This is a genomic window from Pseudomonas sp. EA_15y_Pfl1_P101, from assembly GCF_963970835.1.
GTDB classification, from domain to species: Bacteria; Pseudomonadota; Gammaproteobacteria; order Pseudomonadales; family Pseudomonadaceae; genus Aquipseudomonas; species Aquipseudomonas tritici.
Window position 1 is genome coordinate 105,966 of the sequence record NZ_CAXAPA010000012.1, and the last position, 20,311, is coordinate 126,276.

A 20,311-nucleotide genomic window follows, 5' to 3' on the forward strand; every position below is an offset into this window, starting at 1 on the left:
ATATCTTAGCCGCAACCACACACGAGTGAAACGCCCTTGGCAGAGCGCTCCTTCAAGCCTCGGCCAATACCTCGGCTTGCGCGCCAGACAAGGGTGTGAGCGGATCTTTCAGCCACTGCGCCACCAATGGCCACACTTCGACCTGCGCGGCTTTGCTGACGAGCATTTCCACATGCCCGAAATCCCCGCTAAACCCCCGCTGGCGGCCCAGGCACAAGTATTGGCGGTGCTCGGAGCCGACTTGCTCAAACAACTTGCGGCAGGCCCAGTCGGGGTCTTGATGATCCCCGGCAGCACTGACAGCCAGCAGCGGCACATCGACGCTTGCCAAGCCTTTCCACCAGTCGTGTTTACCTTCACCAAACCGCCCGAACAGGCCATTCCAGCGCATAGCTTCGATCAACACGCCCGCAGGCTCGTCCTCCGGGCCGCGCTTGAAGCGCGAGCCAGACAGCTCGCCGAAGCGCTTCAAGAGCAAGCGGCCCGTCCATTCCACCGGGGGGAGTTTCAACGGCCAGTGGGTGCGACTGACCTGACAGCCAAACAGTGCCACTGAAGCCACTGCCGGCGCGCCAAGGTGCTGCCCGCCCAAGGCCGCCGCCAAGCTTGTCCCGCCCAGGGAGTGGCCGATCCAGTGTGGAACCTGTCGGCTTTGCTCACGCACAAATGCGCCAATGGCCGGTAAGTCATAGCGTGCGTAGTCCGCGACGCGGTTGCGAGCGTAGTGATGATTGCGCTTGGACAAGCCGTGGCCACGCATTTCCGGGATCCACACATCAAAGCCCTGGCGCGCCAGATAAGCGCCCAGGCCGATCCCCTTGGGCGAATACCAGAAGCGCCGATTGGAAAAACTGCCATGCAACAAAATTACCGGAATACCGCGGTTTTCCGAGGCATCGGCCAAGCCCAAACGGGTAACCGCCAACTCCACGGTGCCGTCGGGGCTGTTGCCAGGTTTAAGGCGGTATACATCTTCACTCAGGTCGCCACGACGTTCAGCGCTGATCAGGGCGACGGGAAACAGGTTGCTGCTGCTTTGCATAATGCTCTTGCACAAAAAAGGGCGGCGTCCGGAAGGATTTCCGCCCTGCACAGATAAGAATGCCGGTCACCCTCAGCGGGTGACCGGCACTTTTGACGTGACGACCTTAGGCCGACGCTTGGCCTTCCGCCAGGAAGAACCAGGTTTCCAGCACGGAATCAGGGTTCAGCGAGACACTTTCGATGCCCTGCTCCATCAGCCATTTGGCCAGGTCCGGGTGATCGGAAGGGCCTTGGCCGCAGATACCGATGTACTTGCCGGCCTTGTTACAAGCCTGGATAGCATTGGCCAACAGCTTCTTGACGGCAGGGTTACGCTCGTCGAACAGGTGAGCGATGATCCCGGAGTCGCGATCCAGGCCCAGGGTCAGCTGGGTCAGGTCGTTGGAGCCGATGGAGAAACCGTCGAAGAATTCCAGGAACTCTTCAGCCAGGATGGCGTTGGACGGCAGTTCGCACATCATGATGATGCGCAGGCCGTTTTCGCCACGGGACAGGCCGTTTTCCGCCAGCAGGTCAACCACTTGGCTCGCTTCGCCCAGGGTGCGCACAAACGGCACCATGATCTCGACGTTGGTCAGGCCCATCTCGTTGCGCACGCGCTTGAGGGCGCGGCATTCGAGTTCGAAGCAGTCACGGAACGCTTCGCTGATGTAACGCGAGGCGCCACGGAAACCCAGCATCGGGTTTTCTTCTTCCGGCTCGTAGAGTTTTCCGCCGATCAGGTTGGCGTACTCGTTGGACTTGAAGTCCGACAGGCGCACGATGACCTTTTTCGGGTAGAACGCCGCCGCCAGGGTGCTGATGCCTTCCACCAGCTTCTCGACGTAGAAGCCCACCGGATCGTTATAGCCAGCGATGCGCTTGTCGACGCTTTCTTTAATATCCAGCGGCAGGCCGTCATAGTTCAACAGGGCCTTGGGGTGCACGCCGATCATGCGGTTGATGATGAACTCCAGGCGGGCCAGGCCAACACCGGCGTTCGGCAACTGCGCGAAGTCAAAGGCACGGTCCGGGTTGCCGACGTTCATCATGATCTTGAACGGCAGGTCGGGCATGGCGTCGATGGAGTTCTGCTTGATATCGAAGCCCAGTTCGCCTTCAAAGATAAAGCCGGTGTCACCTTCGGCGCAGGAAACCGTCACGCCCTGGCCGTCCTTGAGCAGTTGGGTGGCGTTACCGCAACCCACTACCGCAGGAATGCCCAGCTCACGGGCGATGATCGCCGCGTGGCAGGTACGCCCGCCCCGGTTGGTGACGATGGCGCTGGCGCGTTTCATCACCGGTTCCCAGTCCGGGTCGGTCATGTCGGAAACCAGTACGTCACCTGGCTGGACTTTGTCCATTTCGGACACGTCCTTGATGATCCGCACCTTGCCGGCGCCGATGCGCTGGCCGATGGCACGGCCTTCCACCAGAACAGTACCGGTTTCTTTCAGCAGGTAGCGTTCCATGACATTGGCCGAAGTGCGGCTCTTCACGGTTTCCGGACGGGCCTGCACGATGTAAAGCTTGCCGTCGTCACCGTCTTTGGCCCACTCGATGTCCATCGGGCACTTGTAGTGCTTTTCGATGATCATCGCTTGTTTAGCCAATTCGCTGACTTCAGCGTCGGTCAGGCAGAAACGCGCGCGCTCGGCCTTGTCGACATCAACGGTTTTAACCGAGCGACCGGCCTTGGCCTCGTCGCCGTAGATCATCTTGATGGCCTTGCTGCCCAGGTTGCGGCGCAAGATGGCCGGACGGCCGGCTTCAAGGGTGTGCTTGTGTACGTAGAATTCGTCTGGGTTGACCGCGCCCTGTACAACGGTTTCGCCCAGGCCGTAGGCGCCGGTGATGAACACCACGTCACGGAAGCCCGATTCGGTATCGAGGGTGAACATCACGCCGGCGGTGCCGGTTTCCGAACGCACCATACGCTGTACACCGGCGGACAAGGCCACCAGCTTGTGGTCGAAACCTTGGTGCACACGGTAGGAAATCGCGCGATCATTGAACAGCGAGGCGAACACTTCCTTGGCCGCGCGGATCACGTTTTCCACGCCGCGGATGTTCAGGAAGGTCTCTTGCTGGCCGGCAAAGGAGGCGTCTGGCAGGTCTTCGGCGGTGGCCGACGAGCGCACGGCGACGGCCATGTCCGGGTTGCCAGCCGACAGGGCAGCGAAGGCGACGCGGATTTCTTCGTTGAGCTTCTCAGGGAACTCGGCGTCCATGATCCACTGGCGGATCTGGGCGCCGGTCTTGGACAGGGCGTTGACGTCATCGACGTCCAGAGCGTCCAGCGCGGCGTGGATCTGAGCGTTGAGGCCGCTCAGTTCGAGGAAATCCCGGTAAGCCTGGGCCGTGGTGGCGAAACCACCAGGCACCGACACACCAGCGCCTGCAAGATTACTGATCATCTCGCCGAGGGATGCGTTCTTGCCCCCCACGTGCTCTACATCATGGACGCCGAGCTTATCGAGGGAAACTACGTACTCTACCAAGGTGATCTCTCCACTAACTGTGTTGGAAAAGCTCAGGACGCCGGCAGCTCAGTAGGAGCATTCGCCAGCGCTTGTGGCCTGGACCTGGAAAATAAGTGAGAATGCGGCCCACTGCGGGACGGCAAAATCGCGCCTATCATATCCAAGATTCGCCATCAGCTTAAGGCCCAGGGCTCAAATGAAACGATCTGCTTTCTTTATCTCCGACGGCACCGGCATCACAGCCGAAACATTGGGTCAAAGCCTGCTCGCGCAGTTCGAAAACAATACCTTCGCCAAATTCACGCGGCCCTATATCGACAGCGTGGATAAAGCGCGGGCCATGGTACAACAAATCAATCTGGCAGCTGAAAAAGACGGCTTTCGGCCGATCATTTTTGACACCATCGTCAATCAAGACATCCGTGAGATACTCGCAACCTCCAATGGTTTCATGATCGACATCTTCTCGACGTTCCTGGCGCCACTGGAGCAGGAGTTGAGTGAACACTCCTCCTATTCAGTAGGAAAGTCCCATTCCATTGGTCATAACTCCAACTATATGGAGCGTATCGAGGCCGTCAACTTCGCCCTCGACAACGATGACGGCGCCCGCACTCACTATTACGATAAAGCCGACCTGATCCTGGTGGGCGTGTCGCGCTGCGGCAAGACCCCGACCTGTCTGTACATGGCTATGCAATTCGGCATTCGTGCGGCCAACTACCCGCTGACCGAAGATGACATGGAGCACCTGACGCTGCCGGCCGCCCTGCGGGCGCATTCGCATAAGCTGTTTGGCCTGACAATCGATCCGGACCGCCTGACTGCGATCCGCAATGAGCGCAAGCCTAATAGCCGCTACTCTAGCTATGCCCAGTGCGAGTTCGAGGTGCGCGAGGTAGAAAATCTGTTCCGGCGCGAAAATATTGCGCATATCAATTCCACGCATTTTTCGGTGGAAGAGATTTCGGCGAAGATTCTGGTGGAGAAAGGTGTGGAGCGCAGGTTCAAGTGAAGCAGTTGCAAGCTACAAGCTACAAGAAAGAACCAATCAGCTCTTCTAGTCTTGCAGCTTGTGGCTTGTGGCTTGTGGCTTGTGGCTTGTGGCTTATAGCTTATAGCTTATAGCTGAAACCTTCCTCCCCCCTGCCCCAGCGCGGTGGCCAACGCATCAAACCCCGCCCGCAACAACTGATCATCCCCCGACGTATTACAGATACTCGCCCGAATAAATTGCGGCACCGCCGTCTGCCCCACGGCAAACGCCTCGGCCGTAGCAATCAAGTAGTTGTTCTGCCTGAGCTCCGCCTCGATTTCCGACGCCCGCCACGGCTCCGGTACTTCAATCCAGAAATGCGGGCTGTTGAGGTGGGTGCGGTATTCCAGGCCCGCCAGAAGATCACGTACCAGCGCCTTACGGCGGCTGATCTCATTGATCTGCTGGCGCAACAGGTATTGCGCCGTGCCGTTTTCGATCCACTGGGTGGCCAACTCAAGGGTGACAGGCGTGGCCATCCAGCAGGTCGAACGCAGCGCCGCCGAAATACGGCTGACCAACGCCGGCGGCGCATGCACATAGCCCACACGTAGCCCGGCCGACACCGCCTTGCTCAGACTACTGATCAAAATCGTACGCTCGGGGGCGAAATAGCTGAGGGGCGGTGGTCGGTCTTCGACCAGCACACCGTGGGCTTCATCCTCAAGAATCAGCAGGTTGTGTTCCCGACACACCCTGACCAAGGCTTCGCGACGCGCCACCGAGAGCACCGCGGTGGTCGGGTTCTGGATGGTCGGCGTGCAATACAGCGCTGAGACCCGGTGATTACGACAGACTTCATCCAGCGCGCTCGGCAGCACACCTTCTTCATCCATTTCCAGGCCGATCAACCGGATACCCAGCATGCGCGCGGCGGTGATCAAACCGGGGTAAGTCAGCTGTTCGGTGACCACCGTATCGCCGGCCCGCAACAGCGCCATCAGCGAGCACAGCAAGCCATGCTGGCCGCCGTTGACGCAGATGACTTGCTCGGGGATCGGATGAAAATCACGCTGCACCAGCCACTGCGCACCGGCTTCGCGGTAGCGCGGCAGGCCGGCGTCCGGGGTGTAGGCACTGATATCTTGGAGAAACTTGGCATTGGTCGACAGGGTTTGGAAGCTCTGGGCCAGAAACAGCGTTTCCTGCCCTGGGATGTGCATGTTGCGGCTCATGTCGAAAAACTGGCGCGGCTCTTCGCTGAAGTTGCGAAAACCTTCATCGCGCTGGCGCTCCATCCCACGCTTGCGCACGAACGTGCCGTCACCGACCCGCGCGACAACCAACCCCAGACGTTCCAGCTCGCCGTAAGCGCGGCTGATAGTGCCGATGGTGACGCCAAGATTGTCGGAAAGCACCCGATGGGGCGGCAGTTTTCGTCCCGGCTCAATCAAGCCTTCGAGGATGCCCCGCTCCATGACATCGGACAGGCGCTTGTACTTCACGCCCTGCCCGCTGGACAACCCCTCACGCATAATTGACACCATGTCAATATTTGTTTTGACAGCCATCTTTCGCCCTAATAGTGTGCTTTTACGGGTTCAATCGCCGAATTTTACAACTCATTACACGCTCAATATAGAGTTCAATTCCGGCTCAGGGAAGCAATAAACGATGCCAATGTCCGCCGTTCTCGAAAACACTGCCAAGACAAAACCCCAAAAACAGTGGTTGGCCGGCTTGGTCACCAGCGTGATGTTCCTGATCGTGTGCCTGAGCTGGGGCACAACCTGGCTGGGGATCAAGATTGCCGTGGAGAGCGTTCCGCCACTGACCTCCGCCGGTTTGCGCTTCCTCATCGCCTTCCCGCTGTTCCTGTGTTTTGCCATGGTGCGTCGCGAGCCGATCCTGTTTCCCCGTGAGAGCCACTGGTTCTTCGTGTTCGTGACCTTGTCCTACTTCAGCGTGCCCTACTACCTGCTCAACTACGGCGAGATGCATGTCTCGTCCGGCCTCACCGCTTTGTTATTCAGCTGCATGCCGGTATTCATCCTGATTTTCTCCGCGCTGTTCCTGCGCGAACGTATCTACTTTTCCCAGGTGGTCGGCATCGGTATCGGCTTCGGCAGCCTCTACATGATCATCAAGAGCCAGGGCCTGCACCTGGACCACGCGGAGTTCTTTGGCGTTCTGGCGATCCTGACCGCCGCAATCATGCATGCCTTGTGCTACGTGATTACCAAGCAAAAAGGCAGCGCCATCAGCGTTATCACCTACAACACTCTGCCCATCGGCATTGCCGGGATGATGCTGTTCGTCGCCGGGCTGTGGTTTGAAACACCGACATTCGAAGACATCACCCTGCGCTCCTGGAGTGCCCTGTTCTACCTGGGGCTGGTGGCTTCAGTGGGTGGGTTCATCGTGTACTTCATGCTGCTCAAGCGCTTGAGCCCGATCATCCTGTCGTTCGTGTTCATCATCTTTCCGGTGTTCGCGGTGATCATCGGCGCCTGGTACGAAGGCTTGGCGATTTCCCGCGACCTGATGCTGTATTCGGCCATTCTGCTGGCCGGCTTTGCGATTACCAAATTGCCCATCGAGAAACTCATGGCCAAGAAAAATTGACCCTCCTTTCCCATCAACATGAGCAACGCGAGAGAAACATGGACGTACTCCGCCCAAAAGCCCTGGAACAGATTTACGCCCACGCCAGCCGCAGCTACCCCGAGGAATGCTGTGGTTTTGTCTTCGCCGACGGCAGCGTGTACCTGGGCAGCAATATCCAAAATGAGCTGCACCGCAAGAACCCCGAGATGTACCCGCGCAGCGCCGCCAATGGCTACACGTTTTCGGTGGCCGACACCCTGCTGATGAACAAGGCGTTTCGTAGCGACAACCCGGTGGTGGTGATCTACCACTCCCATCCGGATGTGGGTGCCTATTTCAGCGACGAAGACCAGGACAAGGCGCTGTTCATGGGCGAGCCGATCTACCCCGCCAGCTACCTGGTGGTAGACGTTCGCCAGGGCCAGGCCCTGGGCTCCAAGCTGTTTGCCTGGGATGGCAAGCATTTCGCCCTTAAACCTTTCAACGACCTGCACACGGAGTTGTCCATGAACGCTGTCTCTTTCCCTGACATTCTGGTTCGCGTGGCCAAGCTGCCGGAATCGACCCTCAAGGGCACCGGATCGACATTGCGCGAAGTCATTGAAAACCTCTGCGGCAGCCACCCGCTATTGCGTCCGCACCTGTTTCACGAGAAGAACAACCAGCTCAAGGAACACTTCCTGTTTACCGCTGAGGAGGAGCTGATTGGTGCCGATGAACGGCTGCCTGAAAAAGCCAGAATCGAAGTACTGCTCGCCACGTCGGGCGGCATCGACGTCGACGCTTTGAGCAACGAGGAAGTACAGCGCTATGTGCGCCACATCACCCTACCGGGTGTCGGTCGCGGAGGTCAGTTGAACCTCAAGAAAGCCAAGGTGCTGATCATCGGCACCGGTGGCCTGGGTTCGCCGATCAGTCTGTACCTGGCAGCCGCCGGCATCGGCACCCTGGGGCTGGTGGACTTCGATGTGGTGGAAAGCAGCAACCTGCAACGCCAGATCGTCCACGGCAACAGCACATTGGGTATGCCAAAGGTCGAATCCGCCAAGCAGCGCCTGCAAGACCTCAACAGTCATATCCAGATCAATGCCCACGACACCGCCCTGAATGCCGACAACGCCCTGGAACTGGTGGGCGCCTACGACCTGGTGATCGACGGCACCGACAATTTCGACACCCGCTATTTGGTCAACGACGCCTGCGTGCAACTCGGCAAGCCCTTGGTGTACGGCGCCATCTACCGCTTCGACGGGCAGATCAGCGTGCTCAACTACAAAGGCGGCCCGTGCTACCGCTGCCTGTTTCCCAGCGCGCCGCCGGCCGAACTGGCCCCCAATTGCAGCGCCGGGGGCGTGATCGGCGTACTGCCCGGCGTGGTTGGGATGATCCAGGCGACCGAGGCCATCAAGCTATTGATCGGCATTGGCGAGCCTTTGTCCGGGCGCTTGATGCGTTTTGATGCGCTGGCGATGAAGTTCAGCGAGATCCGCTTCAAGCGCCGCGCTGATTGCCCGTGCTGCTCGGAACTGCGCCACAGCCAGGCCCACACTCCAACGGTCTGCGCCGACGCAGTGCCGAACAAGCCTTCACTGGCCGAAGAGCGCTATATCAAGCCCCGCGTGCTCAAGCAACTGCTCGACCACCCGCGCAGCGCCGACGTACTGGTGGACGTGCGTGACGCCAGCGAACTGGAAGTGTGCAAATTGCCGGGCGTGGTGCATATCCCCCTCGCCGAACTGGACGGGCACCTCGACAGCCTCAGTCGGGACAACACCCACTATTTGATCTGCTACGCCGGAACCCGGGCCGAACAAGCCGCCAGTACCTTGCTGGCAGCCGGCTTCGCTAACACCAAAGTCCTGCAAGGCGGCATGAAACACTGGGTTCGCGACGTCGAACCCGACATGCCTTTGTACTGAGCCGGGGGCTGACTGATGTTGCATAACTCCATTCTCGACGTGATCGGCCATACGCCAATCGTGCGCCTGGCGCAGTTTTCCGAAGACCTCGGCGTCGAGGTCTACGCCAAGCTGGAATCCCTAAACCCGGGCGGCAGCCACAAGGCGCGCATCGCGTTGGGCATGATCCTCGACGCCGAGCGCCGGGGTGTGCTGATCCGCGACTCCGGGCAAACCATCATCGAGCCCAGCGGCGGCAATACCGGCATTGGCCTGGTAATGGCCGGCAATGTGCTGGGCTACAAAGTAGTGCTGGTGATCCCCGACAACTACAGCCCCGAAAAACAGAAGTTGCTGCGTTTGTACGGAGCCAAGGTGGTGCTGTCGGACAGTCGCCTGGGTAACAACTCCCACGGCGAAAAGTGCATGGAGCTGCAGCTGGAAAACCCCAGCTATGTGATGCTCAACCAGCAGCGCAACGGCGCTAACCCACAGACTCATCGCGACACCACTGCACCAGAAATCCTCCGCGCCTTTGGCGAGCAACGCGCAGACTATTTCGTCAGCGGCATAGGCACCGGTGGGCATATCACCGGCATCGGCGAAACCCTGAAAGCTGCCTGGCCAGCCCTTCGCGTCATGGGCGTGGAACCGGAAGAATGTGACCTGCTGAAAAACCAGCACGCGCCGCACCACATCCAGGGCCTGTCGATTGGCCTGATACCAAGCATCCTCAACCTGAGCGTGATCGACGGCATGCTCAAGGTCTCGCGCCAGGAATGCATCGACATGATGAAACGCATCATGCGCACCGACGCCATCAGCCTGGGCCTGTCTTCCGCCGCCAGCATGGTGGCCATCGCCAAGCTTGCCCCCGAACTGCCGCCCGAAACGGTGGTGTTGACCATGGTCTACGACAATGCCGACAGCTACCTGCCGAGTTTCGAATAATCGGTTTTCCAACCATCCAGAACGCGGGGGTGCCTCTATGGGCGGCTTTATCGACATGCAACAGTTGCACGATGAGTTGATCACTCACCTCATCAAGACCCTCACACCCGTGCAAATGAAACAGCTGGAACCGCACCTGGCACCGTTGATCCAGAATGCCGCCCAGGCAGTGGCCGAGGACCTGATCGCCTACGCCTACCGCGATCCGGCATCACGTGGGCGTGGCGAGCTGATCCTGGAGTCCTACGCTTCGTTCAAGGCGGTGCTGTATTACCGGCTGGCGCACTTGGTGTGGAACTTTCCCGACCAGACCAACGGGATGTTTTCCCGCATCGCGCTCAAGCTCAGTAACCAGGGCAAAGTGCTCTCCGGCGCCGAGATTCACCCGGCAGCGCGGATCGGCCGACGCTTCGTGCTGGACCACGGCTACGGCACGGTGATCGGCGAAACCTGCGAGATTGGCAACGACTGCTACATCCTCTGCGGCGTCACCCTGGGCGCCCGTGGCATCGCCAACAACCCCGACGGCAAGCGCCACCCGCGCCTGGGCAATAACGTCGAAGTCGGCTCCGGCGCCCGCGTGCTGGGCTATGTACTGATCGGCGACAACGTATTTATCAGCCCATCCTGCGTGATCACGCAGGACGTTCCCGCTGGCACCAAAGTGAAGGTGGTGAACCAGATCCAACTGCAAAAGAACGATGAGTCGGACCACAGCAACTACCTCGGCGCCTTCGCCCTGGATGAGCGGTTACATGTGGTTGGCGAGATCAATGCCAGCCACAAGGTGACGGTGCTGGACGCCGACTTTCACCCCTTGCAGGGCCTGATGCTGGAGCCCACGGTAAAAGAGCGTCACCACCTGCAGTTCCGGTTGCACCGGGTGGAGTCGGGCAACCCATTGCCGCGCTTGCCACTGAACCTGAAGGTCTGCGGCCCCGAATTTGAAATCACCCTGCTCTCACCTCCTGGCTTGAGTGCAATGGTGCGTTCCCTGCTGCAAGCCAGCCCACTGATCGTGCGAGGTTGAACATGTCTGTGCACACCATGGAAACCCTGGCGCTGTTCGACAGCGCGCCCTACCAGAATGCTTTCAGCGCACGGGTGATTGCCGTCAGCGAACACGGCATTGCCCTGGAGCACACGCTGTTCTATCCCACGGGTGGCGGGCAGCCAGGCGACGCCGGCCACCTCACGCTGGCGGACGGTACGCGGGTCGAAGTGACGGGCACGGTGCGCGACCCGGTGCTGCGCTCGATCATCTGGCATCAGGTGGAATACTGCCCCGAGCAACTGGTCGCCGGGGTGCAGGTGGACGCCGGACTCGATTGGGATCGCCGTTACCAGCACATGAAAATGCACACCTGCCTGCACCTGTTGTGCTCGATCATCAACGCACCGGTAACGGGATGCAGCATCAGCGCGGACAAGGGGCGCCTGGATTTCGACCTGCCGGAAATGACCCTCGATAAAGACACCATCACCCGCGACCTCAATGCGCTGATTGAACAGGCTCACGCGGTGAAGACCCTGTCGATGCCGGCCTCGGAGTACGCCACCTTGCTGCAGATCACCCGCACCCAGGCGGTGGCTCCACCGGTGATTCAGGGCTCGGTCCGGGTGATTGAAATTGCCGGTATCGATATCCAGCCGTGTGGGGGCACGCATGTGACCAACACCGAAGAAATCGGCCGGGTGTTTTGCGAGAAGATCGAGAAGAAGAGCAAGCACAACCGCCGAGTTATTTTACGGTTCGAATGACCTCTGGCCCTGACTTGATAGCACTGACAATAAAGATCATTGATAGGGTTTCCACCGATGAATACGTAGTGCCAATCAGATCACGAACAGGTCCACGAACCGATTCACGGGCATCGCCTCAAGCCGCGCCTGGTCCTTGCACAACGCAACAATCTCGCCACAGCGCTGTGCAGTAAACCGCGTAGCCAGGTTGGCCTTGAACTTGTCTTCCAGCAAGGGAATGCCATCCACTCGGCGCCGGCGATGCCCAATCGGGTACTCAACCGCCACCTGCTCAGTGCTGCTGCCATCCGTGAAGAACACCTGAACGGCGTTGGCGATGGAACGCTTGTCGGCCTCCAGGTATTCACGGCTGTAGCGCGGGTTTTCGACAATGACCATTTTTTCCCGCAACTGATCGATAATTGGATGCGCGGCGTGGAATTCATCTTCGTACTGCTCGGCCACCAGATTGCCGAAGGCCAGCGGCACCGCAGTCATGTATTGCAGGCAATGGTCACGGTCCGCTGCATTCGCCAGTTGGCCGACCTTGGAGATAATGCGAATCGCCGACTCATGGGTGGTAATAACGATACGCTCGATTTCATGCAGGCGATCTTTTACCAATGGATGCAAGGTCACCGCCGCTTCACAGGCCGTTTGCGCGTGGAACTCTGCCGGGAAGCTGATCTTGAACAGCACGTTCTCCATCACATAAGTGCCGTAGGGCTGGGACAGGCTGAACGCGCGGTTGTCCTCCGGCTTGAGCATCAGGTCCTTGTTGGTGTGGCTGAACAGCACGTCGTAGAACCCCCACTGCGGCGCGCTCAATACGCTGGGAATACCCATCTCGCCACGCAACGCGATATGCGCCAGCCGCACACCCCGACTCGACGCATCCCCTGCCGCCCAGGATTTGCGCGACCCGGCGTTCGGCGCATGCCGATAAGTGCGCAACGCCTGCCCATCGACAAACGCATGGGACAACGCCGCAAGCAACTGCTCCCGGTTGGCGCCCATCAGCTTGGCGGTGACGGCCGTGGAGGCGACTTTTACCAACAGCACATGGTCTAGGCCGACGCGGTTGAACGAGTTTTCCAGGGCAATCACGCCCTGGATTTCGTGGGCCATGATCATCGCTTCCAGCACGGTGCGAACTGTCAGCGGTGCGTCGCCATTGGCCACGCGCTTTTGCGACAGGTGATCGGCGACGGCGAGGATGCCGCCGAGGTTATCCGAAGGGTGACCCCATTCGGCGGCGAGCCAGGTGTCGTTGTAGTCGAGCCAACGCACGATGCAACCGATGTCCCACGCCGCCTTGACCGGGTCCAGCCGGAACGACGTCCCCGGCACCCGCGCGCCAAACGGCACCACCGTGCCCTCGACGATCGGCCCCAGGTGCTTGGTGCACTCGGGGAAGCGCAAGGCCAGCAGGCCGCAACCTAATGTGTCCATCAAGCAGTGGCGGGCGGTGTCCAATGCGTCCTGCGAGTCGATCCGGTAGTTGAGGACATAGTCGGCGATGTCCTGCAGGACCTGGTCGTAGTCGGGGCGGTTGTTCTGGTCGACGTTGGCGCTCATGGCAGTGCTCCAAAAAATGGTTGGGGGGTAGTCCTCGGGGTCACGGTTGATCGGGTTGCGGCCGGTCTGGTTACCTGCCTATATGCGTAATGCACTACTTACCCTGTGGGGTCTGTGTTGGGGGTTAGAACGCGTCGCCGGGCACGCGTACAAAGCCTTCCATCAGCACCCGTGCGCTGCGGCTCATGATGGCTTTCTTAACAATCCATTCGCCGTTCACTTGAGTGGCTTCGGCCCCGACACGCAAGGTGCCGGACGGATGCCCAAACCGCACGGCGTTACGCTCGATACCACCGGCTGCGAGGTTGACCAAGGTCCCGGAAATGGCCGCCGCGGTGCCAATCGCCACCGCCGCCGTGCCCATCATCGCGTGGTGCAGCTTGCCCATGGACAGCGCACGCACCAGCAAGTCCACATCGTCGGCCTTGATCGTCTTTGCGCTGGAGGCCACGTAATCCGCAGGCTTGGCCACAAACGCCAGCTTCGGCGTGTGCTGGCGCTGCGCGGCTTCGTCCAGGTGTTTGATCAGGCCCATGCGCAACGCGCCGTAGGCCCGCACGGTTTCGAACATGGCCAACGCTTTCGGATCGCTGTTGATTGCGCCTTGCAGTTCGGTACCGGTGTAGCCGAGGTCTTCAGCGTTGATGAAAATCGTCGGGATGCCGGCATTGATCAGCGTCGCCTTGAAGGTGCCGACACCGGGTACTTCCAGGTCATCCACCAGGTTGCCAGTGGGGAACATCGAGCCACCACCGCCCTCCTCTTCCGCCGCCGGGTCCATGAACTCCAACTGCACTTCGGCTGCCGGGAAGGTCACGCCATCCAGTTCGAAATCGCCGGTTTCCTGCACAGCGCCGTCGGTGATCGGCACGTGGGCGATGATGGTCTTGCCGATATTCGCCTGCCACACGCGCACCACGGCCACGCCGTTACGGGGCACGCGGGCGGGGTCAACCAAACCGGCGCTGATGGCGAAGGCGCCGACTGCCGCCGACAGGTTGCCGCAGTTGCCGCTCCAGTCGACGAAGGGTTTATCGATGGATACCTGGCCGAACAGGTAGTCCACGTCATGCTCAGCGCGGGTGCTTTTGGCCAGGATCACGGTTTTGCTGGTGCTCGACGTGGCACCGCCCATACCGTCGATCTGCTTGTCATAGGGATCGGGACTGCCGATCACCCGCAGCAACAGGGCATCCCGCGCAGCGCCCGGTACCTGCGCCGCTTCGGGCAGGTCCTGGAGGCTGAAAAATACACCCTTGCTGGTGCCGCCACGCATGTAGGTGGCGGGGATCTTGATTTGCGCTACGTGTGCCATGGTTACCCCTCAGGCGGTCGCCGCCGATTCCAGGAAGTCCTGGGCAAAACGCTGCAACACGCCGCCCGCCTCGTAGATCGACACTTCTTCGGCGGTGTCCAGGCGGCAGGTCACCGGCACTTCGACACGTTCGCCATTCTTGCGGTTGATCACCAATGCCAGCGTGGCACGCGGGGTGCGCGCGCCGACCACGTCGTAGGTCTCGCTGCCGTCGATCTTCAGCGTATGGCGATCCGTGCCCGGCAGGAACTCCAGCGGCAACACGCCCATGCCCACCAGGTTGGTGCGGTGGATACGCTCGAAGCCCTCGGCGGCAATCGCTTCCACACCGGCCAGTCGCACGCCCTTGGCCGCCCAGTCGCGGGACGAGCCCTGGCCGTAGTCGGCGCCGGCGATGATGATCAGCGGCTGCTTGCGCTCCATGTAGGTTTCGATGGCTTCCCACATCCGCGTGACCTGGCCTTCCGGCTCGATGCGCGCCAGAGATCCCTGCTTGACCTTGCCGTTTTCAACAACCATTTCGTTGAACAGTTTCGGGTTGGCAAAAGTCGCGCGCTGCGCAGTCAAGTGGTCGCCACGATGCGTCGCGTAAGAGTTGAAGTCGACTTCCGGCAAGCCCATTTTCGCCAGGTATTCGCCGGCGGCGCTGTCGAGCATGATTGCGTTGGACGGCGACAGGTGGTCAGTGGTGATGTTGTCCGGCAGCACCGCCAGCGGGCGCATGCCCTTGAGCGGCCGCGCGCCGGCCAGCGCGCCTTCCCAATACGGCGGACGGCGGATATAGGTGCTCTGCGGGCGCCAGTCATACAGCGGCGCGACTTTCGGGCCGGTGTCTTCGTGGATCGCGAACATCGGAATGTAGACCTTGCGGAACTGCTCCGGCTTGACCGAGGCCTTGACCACCGCGTCGATCTCTTCGTCGCTCGGCCAGATGTCCTGCAGGCGGATGTCCTTGCCGTTGGCGTCGAGGCCGAGCACGTCCTTCTCGATATCGAAACGGATAGTGCCGGCAATCGCGTAAGCCACCACCAGCGGCGGCGAGGCCAGGAACGCTTGCTTGGCGTACGGGTGAATACGCCCGTCGAAGTTGCGGTTGCCCGAGAGCACGGCGGTCGCGTACAAGTCGCGGTCGATGATTTCCTGCTGGATGACCGGGTCGAGTGCGCCGGACATACCGTTGCAGGTGGTGCAGGCGAAGGCCACGACACCAAAACCAAGCTGCTCCAATTCAGTGGTCAAGCCGGCTTCGTCGAGGTACATCGCCACGGTTTTCGAACCGGGAGCCAGGGAGGATTTGACCCAAGGTTTGCGCACCAGCCCCAGTTTGTTGGCGTTGCGCGCCAAGAGGCCTGCGGCGATGACGTTGCGCGGGTTGCTGGTGTTGGTGCAACTGGTGATGGCGGCGATGATTACCGCGCCGTCGGGCATTTGCCCCGGCACTTCTTCCCACTGGCCAGAGATACCTTTGGCCGCCAGGTCACGGGTAGCGACGCGAGCGTGCGGGTTGCTCGGGCCGGCCATGTTGCGCACAACGCTGGACAGGTCGAAGGTGAGGCCGCGCTCGTATTGCGCGCCTTTGAGGTCATCGGCCCACAGGCCTGTGTGGCGGGCGTATTGCTCAACCAAGGTGACTTGTTCGTCTTCGCGGCCAGTAAGCTTGAGGTAAGCGATGGTCTGTTGATCGATGTAGAACATCGCCGCGGTGGCGCCGTATTCCGGTGCCATGTTGGAGATGGTTGCACGGTCGCCGAGGGTGAGGTTTGAAGCGCCCTCGCCGAAAAACTCCAGCCACGCGCCGACCACTTTTTGCTTACGCAGGAACTCGGTCAGCGCCAGCACCATATCGGTGGCGGTGATGCCGGGTTGCAGCTTGCCCGTCAGCTCCACGCCGACACTTTCCGGCAGGCGCATCCACGAGGCGCGACCGAGCATCACGCTTTCGGCTTCCAGACCACCGACGCCGATGGCGATCACACCCAGTGCGTCTACGTGCGGGGTGTGGCTGTCGGTGCCAACGCAGGTGTCGGGGAATGCAACACCGTCACGCACCTGAATCACCGGGGACATTTTCTCCAGGTTGATCTGGTGCATGATGCCGTTGCCTGGCGGGATCACGTCGACGTTCTTGAAGGCCTTCTTGGTCCACTCGATAAAGTGGAAACGGTCTTCGTTGCGACGGTCTTCGATGGCGCGGTTTTTCTCGAACGCGTCCGGGTCAAAACCGCCGGCTTCGACGGCCAGGGAATGGTCGACGATCAGTTGGGTCGGCACCACCGGATTGACCTGCGCCGGGTCACCGCCTTGCAGGGCGATGGCATCGCGCAAGCCGGCGAGGTCGACCAAGGCGGTCTGGCCGAGAATGTCGTGGCACACCACGCGCGCCGGGAACCACGGGAAGTCGAGGTCGCGCTTGCGTTCGATCAGTTGGCTCAGGGACGCGTTGAGGGTGGCCGGGTCGCAACGACGCACCAGGTTTTCTGCGAGGACGCGGGAGGTGTAGGGCAAGGTGGCGTAGGCGCCGGGGGTGATTGCCTCGACAGCCGCGCGGGCGTCGAAGAAATCCAGGCGGCTGCCGGGGAGTGGTTTGCGGAATTCAGTGTTCATCGTCAGGGCTCGGTCACGGTAGATACAAAAGGAAAAGACGACGCGGATTTGATGTGAAATGCGATCCAATGTAGGAGCGAGCAAGCCCGCTCCCACATTGGATTCAGTGACCACTTCAAGACGCCGGTCTCTTCATTCAGCGACGTTCGATTGGCACGAACTTGCGCTGCTCAACGCCGGTGTATTCGGCGCTTGGACGGATGATGCGGTTGTTGGCGCGCTGCTCGAAGACATGCGCGGCCCAGCCAGTCAGGCGCGAGCACACGAAGATCGGGGTGAACAGCTTGGTCGGGATGCCCATGAAGTGATACGCCGAGGCATGGTAGAAATCGGCGTTGGGAAACAGCTTCTTCTGTTCCCACATGGTTTTGTCGATGGCTTCGGAGACCGGAAACAACACCTTGTCACCCACCTCGTCAGCAAGTTTTTTCGACCAGCCCTTGATCACTTCATTGCGCGGGTCGTTGTCTTTGTAGATCGCGTGGCCAAAGCCCATGATCTTGTCCTTGCGCGCCAGCATGCCGAGCGTGCCTTCGACAGCTTCTTCAGCCGAAGAGAATCGCTCGATCATCTCCATCGCCGCTTCGTTGGCGCCGCCATGCAGCGGCCCGCGCAGGGAGCCGATGGCGGCGGTAACGCAGGAATAGAGATCGGACAGGGTCGACGCACACACGCGGGCGGTGAAGGTCGAAGCGTTGAATTCGTGCTCGGCGTAGAGAATCAGCGACACGTTCATGACTTTCTCGTGCAACTCGCTCGGTTTTTCGCCGTGCAACAGATGCAGGAAATGGCCGCCGATGGTCGGCTCGTCGGTCACGCAGTCGATACGCTTGCCGTCGTGGCTGAAGCGATACCAGTAGCACATGATCGCCGGGAAGGCCGCCAACAGACGATCGGTGACGTCGCGCTGCACGCTGAAGTCTTTCTCCGGCTCGATATTGCCAAGGAACGAGCAACCGGTGCGCATCACGTCCATCGGGTGGGCGTCGGCAGGAATGCGTTCCAGCACTTCCTTGAGCGCTTGGGGCAGGTCGCGCAGCTTGCCCAGCTTTTTGCGGTAGTCCGCCAGCTCGGCCTGGGTCGGCAGTTCGCCGTACAGCAGCAGGTAGGCGACTTCTTCAAACTGCGCATCGGCGGCCAGTTCACGCACGTCGTAGCCGCAATAGGTCAGGCCGGCGCCCGCTTGGCCGACGGTGGACAGTGCGGTCTGCCCGGCCACCTGGCCACGCAGGCCGGCGCCACTGAGTACTTTTGCTTCAGCCATGTTCTTTCTCCAATCTTGAATTTATTAGGGAGGCCATTCGTTACTTCTTGGCTGCGAACAGCGCGTCGAGCTTCTGCTCGAAGGTGTGGTAGTCGATGCGATCGTAAAGCTCCATGCGGGTTTGCATGGTGTCGATCACATTCTGTTGGGTGCCGTCGCGACGGATCGCGGTGTAGACGTTTTCGGCGGCCTTGTTCATGGCGCGGAACGCCGAGAGCGGGTACAGCACGATGGAAACATCAGCAGATTTCAACTGTTCGGTGGTGTACAGCGGTGTGGCGCCAAACTCGGTGATGTTGGCCAGGATCGGCGCTTTCACGCGGGAGGCAAACAGCTTGTACATCTCCAATTCGGTAATGGCCTCCGGAAACACCATGTCGGCGCCAGCTTCGATGCAGGCGGCGGCGCGTTCCAGGGCGGATTCCAAACCCTCGACGGCCAGGGCATCGGTGCGCGCCATGATCACGAAGCTGTCATCGGTGCGCGCATCCACGGCGGCCTTGATGCGGTCGACCATTTCCTGCTGCGACACAATTTCTTTGTTCGGGCGATGGCCGCAGCGCTTGGCGCCGACCTGGTCTTCGATATGGATGGCAGCCGCGCCAAACTTGATCATCGACTTGACGGTACGCGCCACGTTGAACGCCGAGGAGCCGAAACCGGTGTCCACGTCCACCAGCAGCGGCAGGTCGCACACATCCGTAATGCGGCGTACGTCGGTGAGTACGTCATCCAGGCCGGTGATGCCCAGGTCCGGCACGCCGAGGGAGCCGGCAGCCACCCCGCCACCCGACAGGTAGATCGCCTTGAAACCGGCGCGCTTGGCCAGCAGCGCGTGGTTGGCGTTGATCGCGCCGACCACCTGCAAGGGGTGCTCACTGGCGACGGCGTCACGGAAACGCTGGCCGGGGGTGCTTTTATTGTTAGAACTCATGACTCACCTCTATCAGTAGCACCGCCTGGGAAGTGACGGGCAATGTTGCGTTTGGACGCGCCGATGTGCCGGCGCATCAACAGTTCGGCCAATTCACCGTCGCGATCGGCAATCGCGTCAAGAATGCGGTGGTGCTCGGCAAAGGCCTGGCGTGGACGATGGGGGGTGGCGGAAAACTGGATTCGGTACATGCGCACCAGTTGGTACAGCTCGCCGCAGAGCATTTGGGTCAGGGTGCGGTTGCCAGCGCCTTGAATGATCCGGTAATGAAAGTCGAAGTCGCCTTCCTGCTGGTAATAACCGAGGCCGGCCTGGAACGCTTCATCGCGTTCGTGGGTGTGCAGCACTTGGCGCAGCTCTTCGATTTCAGCATCGGTCATGCGCTCGGCGGCCAGGCGACAGGCCATGCCTTCGAGAGATTCGCGGATTTCATAGAGTTCGATCAGCTCGGCATGGCTCAACGACACCACCCTCGCGCCGACGTGAGGCACACGCACCAGCAGGCGCTGGCCTTCCAAGCGATGGATCGCCTCACGCAACGGGCCACGGCTGATGCCGTAGGTGCGAGCCAGTTCCGGCTCGGAGATCTTGCTGCCCGGGGCGATCTCACCCTTGACGATGGCGGCCTGGATACGCCGGAAGACGTTCTCGGACATGGTCTGGGAATCGTCTTGCACCATCACTGGGGGTTCCAGCTGATCCAGCATATTGTCGACACCTTTAAAAACAATGCATTAAAAACTAGCCAATCAGACCAATATAGTCAAAGAATAAAACTACATTGTCGACAATCGTCTAATAACTACCTCTGAACGCGTGCACGGCATGGCCGCCTGCCAGCGCTGGCGCCAAAACAGCATCATGTTAGAATGCTCGCGGTATTTGCCTGACATCGCTAGATGAAACGGCGCACGAGGGAGCTTGCGCAGTAATGC

General features: G+C 60.3%; 15 protein-coding genes. 6 read left to right on the forward strand and 9 right to left on the reverse strand.

Annotation, left to right across the window (positions count from 1 at the left end; translation table 11 throughout):
- Window positions 1–52 precede the first annotated feature (52 nt).
- Window positions 53–1,042 carry an alpha/beta fold hydrolase gene (locus tag AACY36_RS19590; RefSeq protein ID WP_339418817.1) on the reverse strand — a complete coding sequence of 330 codons (990 nt, stop codon included), beginning with the start codon at window positions 1,040–1,042 and terminating at the stop codon, window positions 53–55.
- A 106-nt stretch (window positions 1,043–1,148) separates the two neighbouring features.
- Entirely contained in the window at window positions 1,149–3,524 is a 2,376-nt protein-coding gene (gene ppsA, locus AACY36_RS19595) for a phosphoenolpyruvate synthase (protein WP_339418818.1), read from the reverse strand.
- 178 nt (window positions 3,525–3,702) lie between these two features.
- Between ppsA and ppsR the strand changes: the two genes are divergently transcribed.
- Complete coding sequence (gene ppsR, locus AACY36_RS19600; RefSeq protein ID WP_027603681.1) at window positions 3,703–4,521, forward strand: posphoenolpyruvate synthetase regulatory kinase/phosphorylase PpsR; 819 nt, start codon at window positions 3,703–3,705, stop codon at window positions 4,519–4,521.
- A gap of 107 nt (window positions 4,522–4,628) precedes the next feature.
- On the opposite strand, the gene AACY36_RS19605 is transcribed toward ppsR, so the two are convergent.
- On the reverse strand, window positions 4,629–6,053 hold the full coding sequence (locus AACY36_RS19605) for an aminotransferase-like domain-containing protein (RefSeq protein WP_339418822.1): 1,425 nt from the start codon (window positions 6,051–6,053) through the stop codon (window positions 4,629–4,631).
- Window positions 6,054–6,213: 160 nt separating this feature from the next.
- On the opposite strand from AACY36_RS19605, the gene AACY36_RS19610 reads away from it, so the two are divergent.
- From AACY36_RS19610 to AACY36_RS19630, 5 genes are read left to right on the forward strand one after another with little or no spacing between them, the layout of a single operon-like run.
- Window positions 6,214–7,107 (forward strand): DMT family transporter, encoded by an 894-nt coding sequence (locus AACY36_RS19610; protein WP_339497493.1) that lies wholly within the window; start codon window positions 6,214–6,216, stop codon window positions 7,105–7,107.
- A gap of 38 nt (window positions 7,108–7,145) precedes the next feature.
- Window positions 7,146–9,008 carry a molybdopterin-synthase adenylyltransferase MoeB gene (gene moeB, locus AACY36_RS19615; protein WP_339418824.1) on the forward strand — a complete coding sequence of 621 codons (1,863 nt, stop codon included), beginning with the start codon at window positions 7,146–7,148 and terminating at the stop codon, window positions 9,006–9,008.
- A gap of 15 nt (window positions 9,009–9,023) precedes the next feature.
- Window positions 9,024–9,938, forward strand: coding sequence for a PLP-dependent cysteine synthase family protein (locus AACY36_RS19620; protein WP_339418826.1), 915 nt, complete (start codon window positions 9,024–9,026; stop codon window positions 9,936–9,938).
- Window positions 9,939–9,975: 37 nt separating this feature from the next.
- Window positions 9,976–10,968, forward strand: coding sequence for a serine O-acetyltransferase (locus AACY36_RS19625; RefSeq protein WP_339418827.1), 993 nt, complete (start codon window positions 9,976–9,978; stop codon window positions 10,966–10,968).
- A gap of 2 nt (window positions 10,969–10,970) precedes the next feature.
- On the forward strand, window positions 10,971–11,699 hold the full coding sequence (locus tag AACY36_RS19630; protein ID WP_339418828.1) for an alanyl-tRNA editing protein: 729 nt from the start codon (window positions 10,971–10,973) through the stop codon (window positions 11,697–11,699).
- A 75-nt stretch (window positions 11,700–11,774) separates the two neighbouring features.
- Here the strand turns inward: AACY36_RS19630 and prpD are convergent, their stop codons facing one another.
- The 6 genes from prpD to AACY36_RS19660 all read right to left on the reverse strand — a co-directional run bounded on the left by prpD (window position 11,775) and on the right by AACY36_RS19660 (window position 20,083).
- A complete protein-coding gene (prpD, locus tag AACY36_RS19635) occupies window positions 11,775–13,259 on the reverse strand; it encodes a 2-methylcitrate dehydratase (RefSeq protein WP_339436455.1) in 1,485 nt (494 codons plus the stop codon).
- Window positions 13,260–13,383: 124 nt separating this feature from the next.
- Window positions 13,384–14,574 carry a 2-methylaconitate cis-trans isomerase PrpF gene (gene prpF / locus AACY36_RS19640; protein ID WP_339418831.1) on the reverse strand — a complete coding sequence of 397 codons (1,191 nt, stop codon included), beginning with the start codon at window positions 14,572–14,574 and terminating at the stop codon, window positions 13,384–13,386.
- Window positions 14,575–14,583: 9 nt separating this feature from the next.
- Complete coding sequence (gene acnD, locus AACY36_RS19645; protein ID WP_339418832.1) at window positions 14,584–17,178, reverse strand: Fe/S-dependent 2-methylisocitrate dehydratase AcnD; 2,595 nt, start codon at window positions 17,176–17,178, stop codon at window positions 14,584–14,586.
- A gap of 136 nt (window positions 17,179–17,314) precedes the next feature.
- Complete coding sequence (gene prpC / locus AACY36_RS19650) at window positions 17,315–18,442, reverse strand: bifunctional 2-methylcitrate synthase/citrate synthase (RefSeq protein ID WP_339418833.1); 1,128 nt, start codon at window positions 18,440–18,442, stop codon at window positions 17,315–17,317.
- A 40-nt stretch (window positions 18,443–18,482) separates the two neighbouring features.
- Window positions 18,483–19,376 (reverse strand): methylisocitrate lyase, encoded by an 894-nt coding sequence (gene prpB / locus AACY36_RS19655; RefSeq protein WP_025854214.1) that lies wholly within the window; start codon window positions 19,374–19,376, stop codon window positions 18,483–18,485.
- A complete protein-coding gene (locus AACY36_RS19660; protein ID WP_445262854.1) occupies window positions 19,373–20,083 on the reverse strand; it encodes a GntR family transcriptional regulator in 711 nt (236 codons plus the stop codon). Before AACY36_RS19660 ends, prpB begins: the two co-directional genes overlap by 4 nt.
- Window positions 20,084–20,311 lie beyond the last annotated feature (228 nt).

Excerpts from the sequence above, each read along its gene's own strand:
- AACY36_RS19590 (WP_339418817.1), bottom strand. The coding sequence starts at position 1,042 with ATGCAAAGCAGCAGCAACCTGTTTCCCGTCGCCCTGATCAGCGCTGAA.
- ppsR (WP_027603681.1), top strand. The coding sequence starts at position 3,703 with ATGAAACGATCTGCTTTCTTTATCTCCGACGGCACCGGCATCACAGCC.
- AACY36_RS19605 (WP_339418822.1), bottom strand. The coding sequence starts at position 6,053 with ATGGCTGTCAAAACAAATATTGACATGGTGTCAATTATGCGTGAGGGG.
- moeB (WP_339418824.1), top strand. The coding sequence starts at position 7,146 with ATGGACGTACTCCGCCCAAAAGCCCTGGAACAGATTTACGCCCACGCC.
- AACY36_RS19620 (WP_339418826.1), top strand. The coding sequence starts at position 9,024 with ATGTTGCATAACTCCATTCTCGACGTGATCGGCCATACGCCAATCGTG.
- AACY36_RS19625 (WP_339418827.1), top strand. The coding sequence starts at position 9,976 with ATGGGCGGCTTTATCGACATGCAACAGTTGCACGATGAGTTGATCACT.
- AACY36_RS19630 (WP_339418828.1), top strand. The coding sequence starts at position 10,971 with ATGTCTGTGCACACCATGGAAACCCTGGCGCTGTTCGACAGCGCGCCC.
- prpD (WP_339436455.1), bottom strand. The coding sequence starts at position 13,259 with ATGAGCGCCAACGTCGACCAGAACAACCGCCCCGACTACGACCAGGTC.
- prpF (WP_339418831.1), bottom strand. The coding sequence starts at position 14,574 with ATGGCACACGTAGCGCAAATCAAGATCCCCGCCACCTACATGCGTGGC.
- acnD (WP_339418832.1), bottom strand. The coding sequence starts at position 17,178 with ATGAACACTGAATTCCGCAAACCACTCCCCGGCAGCCGCCTGGATTTC.
- prpC (WP_339418833.1), bottom strand. The coding sequence starts at position 18,442 with ATGGCTGAAGCAAAAGTACTCAGTGGCGCCGGCCTGCGTGGCCAGGTG.
- prpB (WP_025854214.1), bottom strand. The coding sequence starts at position 19,376 with ATGAGTTCTAACAATAAAAGCACCCCCGGCCAGCGTTTCCGTGACGCC.
- AACY36_RS19660 (WP_445262854.1), bottom strand. The coding sequence starts at position 20,083 with ATGCTGGATCAGCTGGAACCCCCAGTGATGGTGCAAGACGATTCCCAG.